Origin of the sequence: Paenibacillus zeirhizosphaerae (genome assembly GCF_030705605.1) — a bacterium.
GTDB lineage: Bacteria > Bacillota > Bacilli > Paenibacillales > Paenibacillaceae > Paenibacillus > Paenibacillus zeirhizosphaerae.
Genome location: NZ_JAPCKK010000031.1, coordinates 58,578 through 76,880, shown reverse-complemented (window position 1 = coordinate 76,880; position 18,303 = coordinate 58,578). Strand labels below are relative to the sequence as shown.

Genomic DNA, 18,303 nt, shown 5'->3' with positions numbered 1-18,303 from the left:
GCAGGCGGCGGCAGCACAGCCGGAACGCCGGCCAAATTGCCTGATTACTTACTATGTATTCATGAATTTTTCCATATATGACAAAGATGTAAAGAGTATCTGGCTATCAAGGGGATTTCTGTAAAGGGGGTTCTGTATGCTTTGGTTAGTGATTGCCCTGCTTATTTTTATTTTTCAGGTCGGAACCATCCTGATTTTTGAATTCCGTAATCCCGCCAAGACTGTAGCCTGGCTCTTTATCCTGTTTTGTTTTCCGCTGATCGGCTTTGTTGTCTATTATTTCATGGCCCAGGATTATACAAAACGTAAGTTCATGCGACACAGGGGCAGCTACCTTTTTCAGGAATTGAAAGACCGGCTCTGGCAGCAGACCAAGGTGATTGGACGCATCGAGCAAATGAATAATCCAGGTTTTTTCACCCAAGAACGGTTGTTTAATCTGCTGTCCCGCTTGTCGGAAAGTCCCATCACCGGCTGCAATATAACGCGTGTGCTGACGAACGGAGAAGAGGCCTTCCCCGACATGCTATTAGCGATGGAGCGCGCGAAGCACCACATTCATATCGAGTTTTACATATTCCGTAATGATGAAATCGGTATGCGTTTTCAGCAGGTCTTGAAGCAAAAGGCAAGGGAAGGGGTTAGGGTACGCTTTGTAGTAGATGGACTGGGCAGCTACCATCTGCCGCGTTCCTTCATCCGTGATTGCCAGGAAGCAGGAGTGGAATTTCATTTTTTTCTGCCTCCGCTTATAGCCACCATGGATCGGCGGGTGAATTACCGGAATCACCGTAAAATTCTGGTGGTGGATGGCACGGTTGGTTTTGTCGGCGGCATCAATGTTGGAAATGATTATTTGGGACTGTATCCGAAGCTGGGATTTTGGCGGGACACCCATATTAGGATTGAAGGGGATGCGGTATATTTTTTGCAAAATACGTTTCTGGGTGACTGGAGGCTTGCTTCCGGGGAGAGGATTTACGATGAAAATCTATTCCCTCCCCATCAATGCCAGGGGAATGAGCAGGTACAGGTGCTGGCCAGCGGTCCCGATCAGGATTGGGATGCGATTCAGGAAATGTGCTTTGGAGCCCTGACACTTGCCCAGAATAGAATATGGCTGACAACTCCGTATTTCATCCCGGATCCCGGCATTTATGAAGCGCTCAAGACGGCTGCCGTTAGCGGTGTGGATGTGCGGATCATTATTCCGCTCAAAACGGATTCCGTATGGGTCCATTTTGCTTCCTTATCCTATATTCAGGAGCTGCTTGAGGCCGGGGTGAAATTTTATCAATATCACAAGGGCTTTATCCATGCCAAAGTGATGATTGTGGATGAATTGCTGGCCTCCGTAGGAACAGCCAATTTGGACATGCGCAGTTTCTTTTATAATTTCGAACTGAACGCAGTATTGTTTTCCAAAGAGGCCATTGACCGACTGGTGCGGGATTTTGAAGAGGATTTACAGCATTCCAGACCGATCGATCACGAGGAGTTTGCCAACCGGTCCAGAATCCAGAAGATAGCTGAAATATTGACACGCATGCTCTCTCCGCTTCTTTAAAGGCCAAAATAGCCTGAATTTGATGGGAAAGCGCATTCTTTTGTTGTTTTTCTGCTCCCTGCTTACTTTTTTGCTCTAAATCGACCATTTTGTGATATACTATAAATAAGTTAACGATACTTCGAAGGAGGGGCTTGCTGATAAATCCCCCTTTTTTCATCTATTAATATGTAGACTATTTCATATATATTTAGGGGGGAAGGATGATGGAAACCATCGAAAAACAACAAGTCGCGGCATTGGAGAAAAAGCTTCCGATCAGTCGGAAAAATAAGATAAAGAAACTGCTGCAGCGGATTTCTTTTATTACTCTGGGAGCTGCACTGATGGCGGTAGCGCTGGAAATCTTCCTTGTTCCCAACGGGGTTATCGACGGGGGCATCACAGGCGTATCCATTATGTTCTCGGAATTATTTCACCTGCCGCTCGGCATATTTCTATTTCTTCTAAATCTGCCTTTTCTTGTCCTGGGTTATAAACAAATTGGCAAGACCTTCGCACTCTCTACACTGCTTGGCGTAGTTCTCATGTCCATCGGCACGACGCTGCTGCATCCGGTTCCGGCATTGACGCCGGGTGAACCGCTGCTGGGTGCCATCTTCGGGGGAGTCATTCTCGGGATTGGCGTAGGACTCGTCATTCGTTCGGGCGGTTCGCTCGATGGCACGGAGATTGTGGCGATTATCGTCAGTGAAAAAACACCGTTCTCGGTGGGAGAGATCGTGCTGTTTGTGAACCTGTTTATTCTGGGCAGCGCCGGCTTCGTCTTCGGATGGCCCAATGCGCTGTATTCCATGATTGCTTATTATATTGCCATGAAAATGATCGATATTACGATTGAAGGTCTGGATCAGTCCAAGTCCGTATGGATTATCAGTGATAGATACCGCGATATCGGAGATGCACTGACAGACCGCCTGGGCCGCGGTGTTACCTATCTGGAGGGTGAAGGCGGTTTTACCGGGGATAGCAAAAAGGTTATTTTCGTCGTGATTACCCGGCTTGAGGAAGCGAAGCTGAAGTCCATTGTTGAGGATTGGGACCCGCAAGCCTTTGTTGCGATCGGTAATATCCATGATGTGAAGGGCGGAAGATTTAAGAAAAAAGGAATTCATTAGCTAGGCTAAAATCGTAAGACAAAACCAGTCCCCTGATCCATTTTCAGGGGCTTTTTTATTTGCCGGAAACAGTTTGGCGTTCCAGCGGTAATGCTTCAGGAAGCCGCTCGCCCTTCAATTTAAGAAAAACTTTATTTTTAGCCTCATTTCCTCTTTAATAGTTTTCTTTATGCTACAAGCATATGAAGGATTAGGGGGAGCTTAAGCATGAAGAAATGGTTGGTGACAGGATGAAAACGAATACGAGCGTGAATATAAGCAATATGAAAGTGGGAACGCTGCTCGTCATCTATGTATATATGTTGGTCAAAATCATCTTATTGAAATTTAATTCCTTGGACTTGGGTTTTCTTTGGGCCCGGCTGCTGGCCGGCCTGCAGCAGCCCAGCTTGTTCTCCCAGCGGTTGCATACAGGCAATTTGGTTCCCTTTCAGGAAATCTCCAGATCGATGCATTCGTTAACCAGCCACGATATATTTAATCTGTTCGGAAATGTGGCGATTTTTATGCCGTTGGGCATTTTGCTGGGACTTATGTTCAAAAGAGAAGGGATGCCCGGGATGAGGATATTCATCTGTGCGTTTTTTCTAAGCCTAGGTTTGGAAATCGCCCAGCTTCTGTTCATGATTGGCCAATTTGACGTCGATGACATTTTGCTGAATTCCGCGGGAGGATTTCTGGGCTTCGTGATATACCGATTGAACACTTTCATCATCTGGAGAGGTGGGGAATCCCTGCACTAGCCCAATACATTCAGTTTTCAATGTGCGTTACAGACTTTACAGCACATATCGAACATTTGAAATCGTAAGCCGGACTCGGTTATGCTTGTCCTTAAAAGGAGAGAATGACATGAAACCGATCACCATTCTGATTGCGGATGACGAGGCGGAAATTGCCGACCTGATCGAGCTGCATCTGATCAAAGAGGGCTATCGCTGCCTAAAAGCCGCTGACGGACAAGAGGCCCTCGACACGATCCGGACGCAGTCCGTGGATTTGGCGATTTTGGATATCATGATGCCTAAGATCGACGGGTACGAGGTGACCCGGCAAATCCGCGAGCAGCATCATCTGCCAATTATTTTTCTTAGCGCCAAGGCAACTGACCTGGATAAGATCACCGGTCTCGTTCGCGGTGCGGACGATTATATGACCAAACCGTTTAACCCTATGGAGCTGGTGGCCCGGGTGAACGCCCAACTGCGACGCTTCATTCAGTTGAACCCGTCGATGGCGGCCCCGGCGGATGCGTCCGTGCTGGAAGCCGGGGGGCTCGTGATCCATCCCGAGCAGCGGACCGTGTTCCTGTACGGCAAACCGGTGGAGCTTAGGCCCAAGGAGTTCGATATTTTGATGCTGTTGGCCAGCAATCCGAGGAAGGTATTCAGCTCGGAGCATATTTTTCAGCAAGTTTGGGGCGAGGCTTATTATGAAGGCGGGAATACTGTGATGGTGCATATTCGTACCCTGCGGAAGAAGCTGGGGGAGGAGCAGCACAAGAGCAAGCTGATCAAAACCGTCTGGGGGGTAGGTTATACGTTCAATGGCTAAACCCAAATTCCGCAGTTTCCGCTTCCATATGATACGGCTGTTCGGGCTCAGCATGCTGTTGTCCGCCGGCACTACTTTTCTGATCTATTTGGCTCTTCAGCAGTATTACCATACGTTGTACCGCGAAGACCCGATGTACGAGGTCCGCGAAACCATCAGAGAGATCGGCGATATTAACGTGTTCCTGATCCTTTTTTTCCCGGTTTCGTTTGTCTACTTCTATCTGCTTACCCGGCAATACGTTGCTTATTTCCGGGAGATTTCCCTGGGGATCAACCAATTGGCCGGGGGCGACTTCTCCCACCGGGTCAATATTCCATCCAACGATGAAATCGGGGATATTGCCCGGGACATCAACCTGGCCAGCGAGAAGCTGCAGCAGGCGGTGGAACGGGGTGATTTCGCCGAGAACAGCAAGGAGCAGCTAGTGTTAAACCTCGCCCATGACTTGCGGACCCCACTGACTTCCGTCATCGGGTATTTGGATTTCATCCTTCAAGGCAAAGATTTGACCGCCGAGCAGATGAAGCATTACATGATGATTGCCTATACCAAATCGAAGCGGCTGGAGAAGCTGATCGACGAACTGTTCGAAATTACGCGGATGAATCACGGCAAGCTGAGGATCAATCGCAAACCGCTCGACCTGGGCGAATTGCTGACCCAATTAACCGAAGAGATGTATCCCGTATTCGAAAAAAGCGAGCTGACCGCACGCCTAGAGGTCGCGCCGCAGTTGATGACCTCCGGAGACGGCGACCTGCTCGCACGTGTGTTCGAGAACCTGCTGTCCAATGCCGCCCGTTATGGCAAAGACGGCGAATACATCGATGTTTGCGGCCACCTGGAGGAGAGCCAAGTCGTCATTCAGGTCATCAATTACGGCGATTCCATCCCTCCGAACGAGCTTCCTCATGTGTTCGACATGTTTTTTACCGGGGATCGTGCCCGAACCCATCGGGAAGGGAGCACCGGGCTTGGCCTGTTTATCGCTAAGAACATCGTAGAGCAGCATGAAGGGACCATATCGGTGCAAAGCGATCTCATCCGTACCGAATTCGAGGTGCGTTTGCCGCATTTGTCATCATCGACGAAAGAGCCAGATCTTTTAAGAGAAAGTTAAGATTTACAGCACTTCTTATTTTAACAGTCTGCCCTAAACTTAGAATATGAACGGCAGGAGGACTGGAAGATGAAGAAGTGTTTTTTTGTCGTTTAAGGTTACAAAAATGTGTTTTATTAGAACTTTATCTACCATAACCTCTTCACTTACAATAGCTAGGGAGAAGGAATTCATTTTTTCCATCCCCTCGTCATGAGAAGGTGTGAGAGGGAATAAGAGCATGATCAAAGGGAGGTTTCATGATGAAAGAGAAAACGGTTGCCTTGCTGCTTGTTGTTTCTTTATCCGCCGCTTTGGCCGGAGAAGTAAAAGCAGCGTCAGGGGGCAATCAGCAGCCGCAGCCATCGAATGCGGAAGTAAATGCGCCTGCCAAACAGGGGGAAGTCCAGCTTACCCTGGAGCAGGCCGTAGCTCTGGCAGAGGCTAACAACGATCTGTTGAGAAGTTCGGCACGAGATTTGGAGCGCAAGGGGATTTCTTTGCAGGAGGCAGCGGAAGACCTGGGGTATATCTCGCCTTATGATGTCGATGGGAGCGTTGATGCCTCGGAGAGCAATCCGCTCTGGAAGAGTTATACTTCAGCCAATGAGGCTTATCTTACGGCTGCAAGGCATGCCAAGTTTGCCAAGGATAAGGTCTATTTCTCGGTCATGAAGAGCTACCAGGCCGTTTATGTTGCGGAAAACAATGCTGAAACCGCCCAACAGCAGCTGGAGCTTGCACGGGCAAAAGAACGCATCGCCGCCGCCAAATCATCCCGCGGTCTAGTGGCACAGAAAGATTACGATGATGCCGTGCACAGCAGGACGGAAGCGGAGGAAGCTGTCAGGCAGCGCAGCTCGGAGCTGCAAAAGTCATATGATGCGTTAAATACGCTGATAGGCAAAGCCAAGGGCACAACATATACTTTGGAGAACCCGCCAGAGTATCGGGAGCCTGTTAAACTGGATATCGAGGCCCACATCAGCAAGCTCGTAGAAGGTACCCCGGAGATTATCGACCTGAAGGAAGCGGTCAAGAATAGTGAATGGGATATCAGATACGATAATTTCCAGGGCAGTGACGCTGATAAAAAGCTGAAGCGTATGGATCTTGAAGATGCCAATGAGCGCCTGACGAAAGGGAAGGAGGATTTTGCCGAATCGCTGAGGACGGTCTACAGTACGCTGATGGATAAGGGCCAGGAATACATACGACTGAAGGAAAACTATGATATTGCCCAAAAAGCGCTGGAACTGTCCCGCAAGAAATTGGACAGAGGTATGATCATTCAGTCCGAGTTGGTGGAGAGCCGCTTGAATGCCGACCAGCTCCGCCGTCAGCTTGAGGAATTGGTGATCGAGATAAGCCAGCTGGAATATACGCTGAATAAGCCGTGGAGTGTCTAGGAGGGACAGGCTGTGAGTGAAATCGTTGCTAACGATGCAATCGTGGAATGGAAAAAGAAACGAAGAAGGAAATGGATCATTCGGACCGTTATTGTGCTTGCATTATGCGGAGCGGGAGCGGTGGTATATTGGCAGTGGCCTGAAGAAGAAGTAGCGGCCGTGCCTCAGAACGAGACACTGCAGGTGGAGCGCGGGGATGTCACGGAGACATTGGACGCCACGGGGACGGTCAAAGCGTCGAAGGAGCTTAACCTCAACTTCACAGGCGAAAGCACCGATAAGCTGGCGGCGGTCAATGTCGCGCCGGGGGACCGGGTCAAGGCCGGACAGGTACTGGCCCGTCTTGATGATACGGAGGCCCGCAATCAGGCACAGAGCGCGGCGGACGACCTGGCTATGGCCGAAAACAAACTGGAGGAGGCTCTTAAAGGGCCGAAGCCGGAGGAAGTGGAAATCCAGCAGGTCAGTGTGCAGCGTGCGAAGACGGAGCTGGAAAGAGCCAAGCAGAACTTTGATATTGAGGAGGCTCAGAGCCAGAAAGAGCAGTCCTCCAAGCAGCTCGAACAGGCTCGTAAGGCTTATGATGACCAGAAATTTCTGCTGGAAGAAGGGGCTGTTCCCGCCAATGAAATGGAGCAGGCTGAGCAGACACTGGAAAAGGCTGAACAGGACTATAAAGCGCAAGAGAGGAACATGCGCAAGATTGAAAATCAGCAGAAGCAAGCGATCGAGGATGCGGAAATAGCGTACCGGCAGGCGATGGCCGAGCTGAAAAAAGTCCAGACTCCCACAGATGACTCCGCGATTGAGGCGGCACGGATTGATGTGCGGCGGGCTGAAACCGTGCTGAAGCAAAAACAGGACAGTCTGACGAAGCTGGAAATCAAGGCACCGTGGGACGGTGTAATTCTGAAAGTAAACGGCGATGTGGGGACAAGCCCGACGGCTCCTTTCATTGTGATGAACAACGCGAGCGCCAACAATTTGATGATTGCAGCCAAAATTGGACAAAGCGATATCGTTAAGGTGCAGACAGGCTTGAAGGCTATATTTCGTACCAACGCTTATCCTGGTGAGGAGTTTCAGGGAGAGGTGAAGTTTGTGTCGCCTGAACCGTCCACCGAGGATGGGAGCACCGCTTATCCGATTGAGCTGTCTGTCAAAAACCCCGATGGCAAGCTGAAAACCGGGATGGTCATGGAAATATCCATCTTACTGGGTACGCATAAAGATGTGCTGTTCGTTCCGGCCATGGCGATCCGCTCCGAGGGAGGACAGGACGGCGTATATGTGGCGTCCAATCCGGCAGCTCCAGAGGCTTATAAATTTGTGCCGATTGAGCAAGGCTTTTACACTCCTGACCGGGTTGAACTGAAGTCCGGTGTGAAGGAAGGGGATACGGTGGTGATCCCTGCGCCTGTTGCGATGCCGGTGGATCCCATGATGGGAGGTGCGGGATGAGCCACGTCATTGACATTCGGCATGTTCGCAAAACCTATAGGGTAGGCGGCCAGGAAATTCACGCCCTGAATGATGTGAACCTTTCCATTGAGCAGGGAGAATTTGTCGCCATCATGGGTCCATCGGGATCGGGGAAATCCACGATCATGAACGTGCTCGGCTGTCTTGATCTGCCGGACTCCGGCGAGTTTTATCTGGATGGATATCCGGTGCTGGGAGCCAAGCCTTATGAGCTGGCCCTGATTCGGAACCGCAAGATCGGTTTCGTATTTCAGAAATTTCATTTGCTGTCCCGCTCCACCTCGCTGGCCAATGTCGAGCTGCCGATGATTTATGCCGGGATGCCTGCAAGGGAGCGGAAGCGGCGGGCGGCTGAGGCGCTTACCCATGTAGGGCTCGGGGACAGGCTGAAGAACAAGCCGAACGAGCTGTCCGGTGGACAGCAGCAGCGTGTATCCATCGCCCGCGCGCTTGTGAACGATCCGGTCATTCTGCTGGCGGACGAGCCGACAGGCGCGCTGGATTCTCGCACGACCGTGGAGATTATGGATATCTTTCAACGATTGAATGATCAGGGGATCACGATCGTTCTCGTGACGCATGATGCGGAGGTGGCAGCATGTGCCAAGCGCCTGATCTATTTCCGGGACGGACGGATCGAGAAGGATGAACGGATTACTCCGCGAAGAATGACGGCAGAGGAAGTGAACGCATGAACCTGCTGGAAACGCTGAAGATGTCCTTTTCCAGTCTGAAAAGCAATAAGCTGCGCTCGCTGCTGACCATGCTCGGCATCATTATCGGGGTTGCGGCAGTCATTGCCATTGCGGCGATCGGCAAGGGCTCCAATGCCCAGATCACCTCGCAGATTAATAATATGGGCAATAATTTAATCATGATCTATCCTTTTGCTCAATATGACGGAACCAATGGCACCCTATTTGAAAAGCCGCCGGAATTCACCCTGGAGGATGTGGCCGCATTGGAGCAGCTCAGGTCCGTTGCCGATGTGGCTCCGAGCGGGATGAGCAGTTCTGATGTTGTCTGGGGCAGACAAAAGGTGAATCTTCAAATCGAAGGTACTTCGGCCTCATTTGCGAGCGTGCAAAAGCTTTTCTTCACTGATGGCAGAACCTTCACGAATTATGAGGTGGAAAAAGGGATGAACGTGGCCATCATCGGGTCGCAGGCTGCCAGTGACCTGTTCGGGGATAATAGTGCCAATGCGGTTGGTGAAACGGTATTGATTAACAATCTGCCATTTAAAATTGTAGGCTTGCTGTCGAATAAAAACTCCATGATGAACAACAGCGCCTACCAGCTTTATATTCCAATCACAACCGGCATGGACCGGATGAGTCATATGAGTATTCAGCAATTGAATATTTCCGCTGCGGCTCCCGAATTAATGGACAGCGCACGTGCTGAAATTACGCAGAAGCTGCGGACCAGGCATATGATCAAGGAAGGGGAGCCGGACGATTTTCAATTGATGAGCCAGACAGACTATCTGCAGATGACTACCGGTGTTAATGATACTATGAATCTGCTGATACTCGGAGTGGCCGGGATTGCGTTGCTCGTAGGCGGGGTGGGTATCATGAATATGATGCTGATGGCCGTTACGGAACGGACCAGGGAAATCGGAATCCGCAAAGCCATCGGAGCCCAGCGCGGCGATATTATGCTGCAATTTCTGATGGAAGCGGTATTCATCAGTCTGCTTGGCGGCATCCTCGGCGTGCTCGCCGGAATCGGGGCGGCCAGGCTGCTGAACAGCATGGCAAAGATGCCGATCGTATATACGGTTGAGCCGGTGCTGTATTCATTTCTGAGCTGTATGGTTGTTGGCATCCTGTTCGGAGTTATTCCCGCCCTTAAAGCCTCGCGCCTCAAACCGATCGATGCTTTGAGATATGAGTAAAGGAAGGCAGCAGAGGCCTAAAACTTTAAAAACCTGTACGGTCACTGGATCTGTACAGGTTTTTTGCCGTTCAAATAGTCCAATAACGGGCGGATGGGCTGGGGAGGAACCATGCTGATCAGGTCCCCTATCCGTTCCAGCCGTTCTCCGATATTGAGCAGATGATAATCCTTGGGAGATACATTCCGCCGAACCTCCTCCCATGTAAGGGGCGTGGATACCGTAGCGCCTATTCTTGCGCGCGGTGTATAGGGTGCGGCCAGCGTTTTTCCGTGGTAATGCTGAAGATAATCAAAATAAATGCAGGTGCCGCGGTCTTTCTTCAGCCTTTCCAGCGTAAACAGGGACGGAAGCTTCTCGGTCACGTATTTTCCGACAAAATGGCCCACGGTCCGCAGCTCGTCAAAAGTAATGCCTTCATGTATGGGCACAATAACCTGAATGCCTGTAGCCCCGGAGGTTTTGGCGATGGATTGCAGACCAAGTGAAGCCAGTACATCTCCAACGATGCTTGCCGCCTCCATAATACGGGGCTCCTCTTCAACCGAGGGGTCCAGGTCAATCATCCATTCACAGGGGAGCGGACTGCCTGCCTTATGCAGGGAAGGGTGAAACTCGAGTGCGGCTTGATTGCCGAGCCAGAGCAGTTGTGGCAGGTCATTGAGCAACATATAATTGATCCCTTCATGAACATAGCTATTGACAAAGTCGGGTCTCGGATCAGGCGCGTTTTTTTGGTAAAAGAATTCGCCGTGAATACCGTGCGGCCAACGAATCACGGTTAACAGGCGGTCTCGACAGTAAGGGAGCAAATAAGGAGCTAGAACGGCAAGCTTGGTCAAATATACCGCCTTCGTAATCCCTGCTTCAGGCCACAAAGGCTTGTCCGGATTGGTGACCGTGATTTCGCGCCCTTCAATCCTTATGCTGCCTTTCACCGTTTTGGCCATACGTGAGCCTCCTTATCGGGCGGTTAGGTCTTGCTGGTTTTTCTGGCTGACGGCTTTCGTTTGGGCTGGGGCGGCGAGGCTTCTCCAGAAGCGGCTTTGGCTGGAGCGACAGTTTTCCTGGCAGCCCGCTTGCGTCCTGGAGAGGGGCCCGGGTCGGTGACAATAGGCTTGACGGCCTCAATACTGGCCTGCAGCGCGGCCATCAAATCCACCACATTGGTCTGCGGCTTGGCGGGTGCAATTTTCACTTCTTCTCCAGCCACCTTATGGGAGATAAGATCCAGAAGACGCGCACGGTATTCGTCCGTGTATTTTTCCGGATCAAACTCGGTGGAGAGTTGCTCGATCAGCATTTTAGCCATGGAAAGCTCTTTTTCATTAACGGCAGTCGTGCCCGGAAGATTGGGGACTTGGGAGACAGGCCTGATTTCATCCGGGTAGAAAATGGTCTCGATGGCAAGGCATCCTTCCAGTACACGGATTGCGGCTAGACTGCTTTTGGAGCGAATCGAGATTTGGGCGATGCCGATCTTGCCCGTGTCCTTCATCGCATTCAGTAGCAGGCTGTATGGGTTGGCCCCGGTCTGATCTGGGGACAGGTAGTAGGTTTTTTGAAAGTAAATCGGATCAATATCGGTCAAATTGACAAAGTCCAGAATCGTAATATTTTTGTTGCCCTGTTCCGTAAGCTGGTCAAGCTCTTCCTTCTCGAACATGACGAAACGGCCTTTCTCATATTCATAACCTTTGCCGATTTCCTCCCATTCCACTTCTTTATCGCATACAGGGCATTTTCGTACATAGGTCAGAGGGCTGCCGCATTCCTTGTGAATGTAACGCATGGAAATATCCTTGTCCTCCGTGGCGGAAAACATCTTGACAGGGACATGGACAAGGCCAAAGCTGATGGCTCCTTTCCAGACGGTATGCATGGTTATAGTCACCTTCCTTGTTAGCCGGTTTTATGCTGTGCATACGTAGTATGCGTATCATGTCTTATTGTATGTAGCGCATGCCGGGGTTCGTTTTGGCGCATAGTAACAGGGAACATCCATATGGAGAGGAAGATGAACCGATGTCAGATAAGCTTCCTGAGCCGGGATGGAGAGATACTTTCAAAAGAGCTATCCCGTTCCGTTCACCGGCAGCAGGAGAGGAAGAGGCGCTTGCCCCCGAATTTGCCTTAACCCATAACGCGGAACCTATAGCTGGTGTGTCAGGCTCTCATGTGAATTGGGAGCAGGTGACCATGGCCGAGAAGGAAGCAGATTTAACGGCTTCCATGAGCCTGGATATCGACTGTATGCTCAAGGATGAACAATAGAGGAAAAAGGAGGACCCTGCTATGGATGCTCAGCGTGCCAAAGCGATCTTTGATTCGCCGGAAATGATCGCGGTCAAGTTGGAGGGGAAACCGGTGTGGATCGAGCATGTGGATGTGGACAACGGGATGGCGACGGTGCAGGTGGGATCAGATCCGCTCGACACGCAAACCGTAAAAATCGACCGACTTGAGGAAAAATGATGCAAATAGGATAGAGCCGCTCGCCGTTGCCGGTAGATGCGGTTCTTTTTGTCGTGTCAGCTTCTTGCTGCCCTTTTCTTGCGGCAGAATGTGAAAGAGCTATATAATAAAGAACAAGTTGCAAGGCCTGAGGGCCGCCGAGAGGTGGGCATTTGGATATGATAGAGGAACATTTCACATATTTGGCGCAGAGTGAGCAGGACACGGAGCGGCTGGCGGCAGCGCTTGCCGGGCGATCGTTCGCAGGCACCGTTATTGTGCTGGATGGCGATCTGGGAGCTGGCAAAACCGCGTTCTCCAAAGCGTTCGCCAAGCATCTTGGAGTTCAGGGAGTCGTAAACAGTCCAACCTTTACCCTGATCAAGGAGTATGAAGGACGATTGCCCTTATACCATATGGATGTATATCGGATCGATGAGCATGAAGCCGGGGAGCTTGGCCTGGATGAATATTTTTACGGCACCGGCGTCTGTCTTGTGGAATGGGGAAGCCTGATCCCCTCTCTCCTGCCTGCAGAACGGCTGCACATCGTTATGGAGACAACGGCTACAGCGGATGAGCGGATGCTTCATCTGACGGGCTGTGGCCAAGTGTACGCCGAATGGTGCCGGAGTTTGAGAGAGAATGGAGCATGACGTATATGAATGAAGAGGAAATGCAGCAGCCCAGACAACGGTTTTTGGCGTTAGATACGGCGACGACCGTTATGGCTGCATCGTTAATGGATGGGCGGCAGGTCATCGGGGAAGCCCATGTTCAAGGGGAGCGCAATCATTCTGTGCATATCATTACCGAGCTGCAGCGCTTGCTGACCGATGCCGGAATGACGGGCAGAGACATTGCAGGCTTGGCGGTCGGTGTGGGGCCCGGTTCATACACGGGAATCCGCATCGCGGTGACGGCGGCGAAGACGCTGGCATGGGCATGGAAGGTGCCGGTAGCCGGTGTATCTACGCTCCACGCTCTGGCGTGGGGCGGTTGGGTTCGAGGGCAGAATGGGCTGATGGACAAGCATGCTCCGCTGCAGGACAGTGCGGTTCACTGGATCATCCCGTTGTTGGACGCGCGGCGCGGCCAGGTGTACACCGGGCTTTTTGCGGCGGACGGAGAGGGGGCTCCCATTCGGTTGGAGCAGGACGGCATCCGCTTGATGACTTCCTGGGTAGAGGAGCTGAAGCAGCGCTTATCCGATACGGATGAGGGCAGCCGTCCTGCAGTCCTGTGGTTCGTAGGTGAAATCGCGCTGCATGTACAAGCTGCGGCTGATCTGGAGATACCGGTGCAGGCGCTGCCTTATGAGCTGGAAGGACGCTGGATCGGCCGGCTGGGTGCTGAACGGTTATTGAATGGAGAACAGGACGAGCTGCATACGCTCGTTCCGAATTATACCCAGTTGGCGGAGGCGGAAGTAAACCTGCTGCGTCAGCGTTGAAGGGAGCCGGTTGAATAGAATGGAGGAGTCAAAACGCTTGGCCGGGGAGCTGTCTTTCCGGTTGATGACGATGGATGATCTACCGGACGTGATGGTCATTGAGCATGAATCGTTTACCTTACCGTGGACGCGGGAGGCGTTCCGGAATGAGCTGGCCAACAATCATTTTGCCAAATATATGATGATGGAGCTGGACGGAGAGCCGATCGGCTATGCCGGGATGTGGACGATTATGGATGAGGCTCATGTAACGAATATCGCGATCCGTGAAGCATACAGGGGCTGCGGACTTGGCGAGCGTCTTCTGGACGAGCTGATGCGAACGGCTGCATACGTGGGGATGAAGCGGATGACGCTGGAGGTCAGAGTTTCCAACAGCGTTGCCCGTAATTTATATGAGAAAAAAGGATTTGAAGCGGCTGGTCTCCGTAAAGGCTACTACTCGGATAACCATGAAGATGCTCTCATTATGTGGGCGGATTTGCCTCCTGCTGAGAGCTCCGGCGGAGAGGAAGAGGATTGAGGATGCAGGAGGAACAAGACATCAAAGGGAACGAAACAGCTGGGACCAGTTATATACTGGCGATCGAGACAAGCTGTGATGAAACAGCGGTAGCTGTCGTTAAGGACGGCAAGGAGGTGATCTCTAATCTTATCTCCAGCCAGATCGCCACACATCAGCAGTTTGGAGGAGTTGTGCCTGAAGTGGCTTCCCGCAAGCATGTGGAGAGCATTACATTCATGCTGGAAGAAGCCATGAACGCTTCGGGAATTACTCCTGATCGGCTGTCCGCTGTAGCTGTAACGCAGGGACCGGGGCTAGTCGGGGCCCTGCTTGTAGGGATTGTTGCAGCCAAGAGCGCTGCGCTGGCCTTCGGCAAGCCACTGATTGGTACACATCATATTGCTGGACACATTTATGCCAACAATCTTACGGATCAAATCATCTATCCTTGTATCGCATTGGTGGTATCCGGAGGTCATACAGAGCTGGTGCTGCTGGAATCACCTGGGCGGTTCCAGATGATCGGCCGAACAAGGGATGATGCGGTTGGTGAGGCCTATGACAAGGTCGCTAGAGCCATCGGATATCCGTATCCGGGAGGTCCCCACGTGGACCGAGCCGCGCTGGAATCGGAAGAAGCGATTTCGCTGCCGCGGGTGTGGCTTGAGCCGGATTCGTATGATTTCAGCTTCAGCGGCCTGAAATCGGCCGTATTGAATGCGGTCAACCAGATGAAAATGCGCGGCGAGGCGGTGAATACGGGTGCTGTGGCACGTGGCTTTCAGGAATCGGTCGTCGAGGTGCTGGTTGAGAAGGCCGTCCGTGCCATGCGGCAGTTCGGCGGCCAGCAGTTGCTGTTATGCGGCGGTGTCGCCGCGAATCAGGGACTGCGCAGAGCCCTGAGCGAGCGCTGCGAACGTGAAGGGCTGCGGCTGCTGATTCCGCCGTTGAAGTACTGCACCGATAATGCGGCCATGATCGGGGCGGCTGCTCATCTGAAATGGCAGCAAGGCCAATATACGACGCTGGATATGAAAGCGGAGCCTGGGCTGTCCCTGGAGGATTGGTCGGTTTGAAGCTATACAACAAACGCGATGAACAGAAGCAGTAGGGATGAATCCTGGATCAAGAGAGCTGCGGTATGGTGGAACGCCTGTCTTTCAGCCTGAATACGGCTCAGATTGCGGTCGTTTAGATAAAATAGGTTTTACAAAACAGCGAGCTTCTATTGAATGGAAGCTCGCTGTATTGATTATTAAGCTTTTGTCAAGTTGTTAACAATGTTATCCACATATCCATAGTTTTCTGTGGACAAAATTGCTGAACGCAGACGGTATAAGGGATTTTGTCGATCTGCGTAATTGTGAAAACGGTGAATAAATGATCAAGGAGAAAATGTGGATAATGTGGATAATTCGGTGGATAATAATGGATTTTTGGAGGGAATAGGCGGTATATGCATAAAAAAACGGCCTCATGGGCCATTTTTTTATGCTTAATTATGTTCGGAATCTGTGTATAATCTTGTGGATAACAAATACCGACGAAATTAAAAAAATGTCGAACTTACGGTTCTACTCCTCCATGAGTTCCTCCCAAGAGGCATAGACCTCAGCAAGCTCTTGTTTGTGCTGATCAAGCTGAGTCTGAATTTCCTGGAGAGCCGTATAATCCTGGTAAACCTCCGGAAGGGTCATTTGTTCCTCCAGCGAGCCGATGGCCTCCTCTAATTCGGTAATCCGTTGTTCAAGTGTCTCCAGCTTCCGTTTACGGCTGCGTTCCTCGCGGGAAGCCTGTTTACCGGCGGCATAGGCGGCAGCGCCGCTCTTCTCCAACTCCTGCTGGACCATGCGTTCAGTGGAGCTTGCTGACCGCGTTCCTTCTTGTTGTGCCTGCTCCTGAGCGATTTCGGCGAGCTCGTCCTTTTTAGCGATGTAGTCGTCATAATTTCCTAGGAAATGCTCGGCACCCTCAGAGTGAAGCTCGATGACGCGTTCTGCCATCTTGTTGAGAAAATAGCGGTCATGCGAAATGAAGAGCAGTGTGCCTTCATAATCCACTAAGGCGGCTTCCAGCACTTCCCTGCTGAACAGGTCCAGATGGTTGGTCGGTTCGTCGAGAATCAGCACATTTGCTTCACGGAGCATAAGCTTAGCCAGAGATACACGTGCCTTTTCCCCGCCGCTCAGAGCGGATATTTTTTTGAGCACATCATCCCCGCTAAACAAGAAGCTGCCGAGTACAGTCCGGATGCGGACCTCCTCCAAATGCGGATATTCGCTCCATAGCTCTTCCATCACTGTATTGGCAGGATTCAGGCTCGTATGCTCCTGATCGTAGTATCCGATCTTCACCTTGGTCCCCCATCGGATCGTGCCTAAAGACGGCTGAAGCGAACCGGTGAGACATTTCAAGAGCGTGGATTTGCCGATTCCGTTAGGCCCGATCAGCGCGGCTGTTTCGCCGCGGCGCAAGCTGAAAGTCACATTCCGAAACAGCGTTTTACCGGGATCAAAGGTGACGGACAAGCTGTCCACATCCAGCACTTCCTTGCCGGACATAAAGGCAGGCTCAAACGCAAAATGAGCTTTTTTCAGCTCTCCCACCGGTTTATCCATTCGCTCCATGCGATCAAGCGCTTTGCGGCGGCTTTGGGCACGCTTGGTTGTTGAGGCACGCACGATGTTGCGTTGCACGAATGCTTCCATGCGGGCAATCTCGTCCTGTTGCTTTTCATACTGCTTCATCTGTGCTTCGTATTCAGCGGCTTTTAATTCAATGTATCTGGAGTAATTCCCTGTATATTTTGTCGAACGGTGGCGCTCGATTTCGACAATGGTGGTCACCAGCCTGTCGAGAAAATAACGGTCATGGGATACAACGAGCAGTGCGCCGGGATAAGCACGCAGGTAATCCTCGAGCCAGGTCAGCGTTTCGATGTCCAGATAGTTGGTCGGTTCGTCCAGCATCAGCAGATCAGGGGCCAGCAGCAAAATGCGCGCCAGAGCCAGCCTCGTTTTCTGCCCCCCGCTTAATGAGGATACCGGGGTTTGTGGATCGAATGAGCTGAAGCCCATTCCGTGCAGCACGCTGCGGATGCGGGTTTCCATTTCATATCCGCCTTGATCCTTGAACCAGTCTGAGCGTCTGGCGTAACGTTCAAGCAGGTCATCATAAGCCTTTTCGTTGGTCATGGATGCCGGATCTGCGATTTGCTGCTCCATCCGCCGCAGCTCCGCTTCCGTTTCCAGCAATGGCTGGAATACCTGCAGCATTTCATCCCATATCGAACGCTCCGAGTTCAGGCCGCTGTTTTGGGCCAGATAACCTAGCGTAGTTTCTTTGGATTTATATATTTGCCCACTGTCGTAGGACAGTTCTCCGGCGATAATCTTGAGCAAGGTGGATTTGCCTGCGCCGTTTACTCCGACGAGCCCGATTCGCTCACGCTCCAGCACCTGCAGGTTCACCCCGTCGAGAACGGGATCCACCTCATAAGCTTTAACAATTCCTGTTACTTGCAGTAGCATAGCCTATATCCTCCATTACGATTTGGCCTGCACCCTAACTAGGGTAACAGGCAGACCCCCTTAAGTTTACCGTAAATTCGTGTCCGTGGACAGCAGATTAAAGCTTGAGGCTCCGGGATTGTGGTCATTTTTCATAATCAATGATAAACTAAAACAAGTATGTTGAAAAAGCGCGGCTGATTCGGAATGCGTGCAATGCATCGGTCCGTGCGCAATTTGGAAATGT

Annotated in this window: 18 protein-coding genes; 15 read left to right on the top strand and 3 right to left on the bottom strand. The window is 51.4% G+C overall.

Annotated elements, in window-relative coordinates; translation table 11 throughout:
* Positions 1 to 136 precede the first annotated feature (136 nt).
* The 9 genes from cls (at position 137) to OIN60_RS19545 (ending at position 10,135) form a co-directional block, all read left to right on the top strand.
* Positions 137 to 1,567 (top strand): cardiolipin synthase, encoded by a 1,431-nt coding sequence (gene cls, locus OIN60_RS19585; protein ID WP_305756557.1) that lies wholly within the window; start codon positions 137 to 139, stop codon positions 1,565 to 1,567.
* A 203-nt stretch (positions 1,568 to 1,770) separates the two neighbouring features.
* A complete protein-coding gene (locus tag OIN60_RS19580) occupies positions 1,771 to 2,685 on the top strand; it encodes a YitT family protein (protein ID WP_305756556.1) in 915 nt (304 codons plus the stop codon).
* A gap of 230 nt (positions 2,686 to 2,915) precedes the next feature.
* Entirely contained in the window at positions 2,916 to 3,428 is a 513-nt protein-coding gene (locus tag OIN60_RS19575) for a VanZ family protein (protein ID WP_305756555.1), read from the top strand.
* 109 nt (positions 3,429 to 3,537) lie between these two features.
* Positions 3,538 to 4,239 carry a response regulator transcription factor gene (locus OIN60_RS19570; protein ID WP_305756554.1) on the top strand — a complete coding sequence of 234 codons (702 nt, stop codon included), beginning with the start codon at positions 3,538 to 3,540 and terminating at the stop codon, positions 4,237 to 4,239.
* Positions 4,232 to 5,362: a sensor histidine kinase gene (locus tag OIN60_RS19565; RefSeq protein WP_305756553.1), complete on the top strand. Its 1,131-nt coding sequence runs from the start codon at positions 4,232 to 4,234 to the stop codon at positions 5,360 to 5,362. Before OIN60_RS19570 ends, OIN60_RS19565 begins: the two co-directional genes overlap by 8 nt.
* A gap of 239 nt (positions 5,363 to 5,601) precedes the next feature.
* A complete protein-coding gene (locus OIN60_RS19560; protein WP_305756552.1) occupies positions 5,602 to 6,750 on the top strand; it encodes a TolC family protein in 1,149 nt (382 codons plus the stop codon).
* 12 nt (positions 6,751 to 6,762) lie between these two features.
* Complete coding sequence (locus OIN60_RS19555; RefSeq protein ID WP_305756551.1) at positions 6,763 to 8,211, top strand: efflux RND transporter periplasmic adaptor subunit; 1,449 nt, start codon at positions 6,763 to 6,765, stop codon at positions 8,209 to 8,211.
* Entirely contained in the window at positions 8,208 to 8,927 is a 720-nt protein-coding gene (locus tag OIN60_RS19550) for an ABC transporter ATP-binding protein (RefSeq protein ID WP_305756550.1), read from the top strand. The genes OIN60_RS19555 and OIN60_RS19550 overlap by 4 nt, the downstream gene beginning before the upstream one ends.
* A complete protein-coding gene (locus OIN60_RS19545) occupies positions 8,924 to 10,135 on the top strand; it encodes an ABC transporter permease (RefSeq protein ID WP_305756549.1) in 1,212 nt (403 codons plus the stop codon). Before OIN60_RS19550 ends, OIN60_RS19545 begins: the two co-directional genes overlap by 4 nt.
* Positions 10,136 to 10,176: 41 nt before the next feature.
* Here OIN60_RS19545 and ligD read toward each other — a convergent pair whose 3' ends face one another.
* Positions 10,177 to 11,085, bottom strand: a complete 909-nt coding sequence (ligD, locus tag OIN60_RS19540) for a non-homologous end-joining DNA ligase (RefSeq protein WP_305756548.1) — start codon at positions 11,083 to 11,085, stop codon at positions 10,177 to 10,179.
* A gap of 23 nt (positions 11,086 to 11,108) precedes the next feature.
* A complete protein-coding gene (ku, locus tag OIN60_RS19535; RefSeq protein ID WP_305756547.1) occupies positions 11,109 to 12,017 on the bottom strand; it encodes a non-homologous end joining protein Ku in 909 nt (302 codons plus the stop codon).
* A gap of 143 nt (positions 12,018 to 12,160) precedes the next feature.
* Between ku and OIN60_RS19530 the strand changes: the two genes are divergently transcribed.
* The 6 genes from OIN60_RS19530 to tsaD all read left to right on the top strand — a co-directional run bounded on the left by OIN60_RS19530 (position 12,161) and on the right by tsaD (position 15,623).
* Positions 12,161 to 12,409 (top strand): hypothetical protein, encoded by a 249-nt coding sequence (locus OIN60_RS19530; RefSeq protein WP_305756546.1) that lies wholly within the window; start codon positions 12,161 to 12,163, stop codon positions 12,407 to 12,409.
* Positions 12,410 to 12,430: 21 nt separating this feature from the next.
* Positions 12,431 to 12,610 (top strand): H-type small acid-soluble spore protein, encoded by a 180-nt coding sequence (locus tag OIN60_RS19525; protein ID WP_305756545.1) that lies wholly within the window; start codon positions 12,431 to 12,433, stop codon positions 12,608 to 12,610.
* A 158-nt stretch (positions 12,611 to 12,768) separates the two neighbouring features.
* The gene (gene tsaE / locus OIN60_RS19520; RefSeq protein WP_370872550.1) at positions 12,769 to 13,245 is read left to right on the top strand and encodes a tRNA (adenosine(37)-N6)-threonylcarbamoyltransferase complex ATPase subunit type 1 TsaE; all 477 of its coding nucleotides are present in this window, start codon (positions 12,769 to 12,771) and stop codon (positions 13,243 to 13,245) included.
* A gap of 5 nt (positions 13,246 to 13,250) precedes the next feature.
* On the top strand, positions 13,251 to 14,042 hold the full coding sequence (tsaB, locus tag OIN60_RS19515) for a tRNA (adenosine(37)-N6)-threonylcarbamoyltransferase complex dimerization subunit type 1 TsaB (protein ID WP_305756543.1): 792 nt from the start codon (positions 13,251 to 13,253) through the stop codon (positions 14,040 to 14,042).
* A gap of 19 nt (positions 14,043 to 14,061) precedes the next feature.
* Positions 14,062 to 14,565 (top strand): ribosomal protein S18-alanine N-acetyltransferase, encoded by a 504-nt coding sequence (gene rimI, locus OIN60_RS19510; RefSeq protein ID WP_305756542.1) that lies wholly within the window; start codon positions 14,062 to 14,064, stop codon positions 14,563 to 14,565.
* Positions 14,566 to 14,567: 2 nt separating this feature from the next.
* A complete protein-coding gene (tsaD, locus tag OIN60_RS19505; protein ID WP_305756541.1) occupies positions 14,568 to 15,623 on the top strand; it encodes a tRNA (adenosine(37)-N6)-threonylcarbamoyltransferase complex transferase subunit TsaD in 1,056 nt (351 codons plus the stop codon).
* A gap of 498 nt (positions 15,624 to 16,121) precedes the next feature.
* On the opposite strand, the gene OIN60_RS19500 is transcribed toward tsaD, so the two are convergent.
* A complete protein-coding gene (locus OIN60_RS19500; RefSeq protein WP_305756540.1) occupies positions 16,122 to 18,077 on the bottom strand; it encodes an ABC-F family ATP-binding cassette domain-containing protein in 1,956 nt (651 codons plus the stop codon).
* Positions 18,078 to 18,303: the final 226 nt, after the last annotated feature.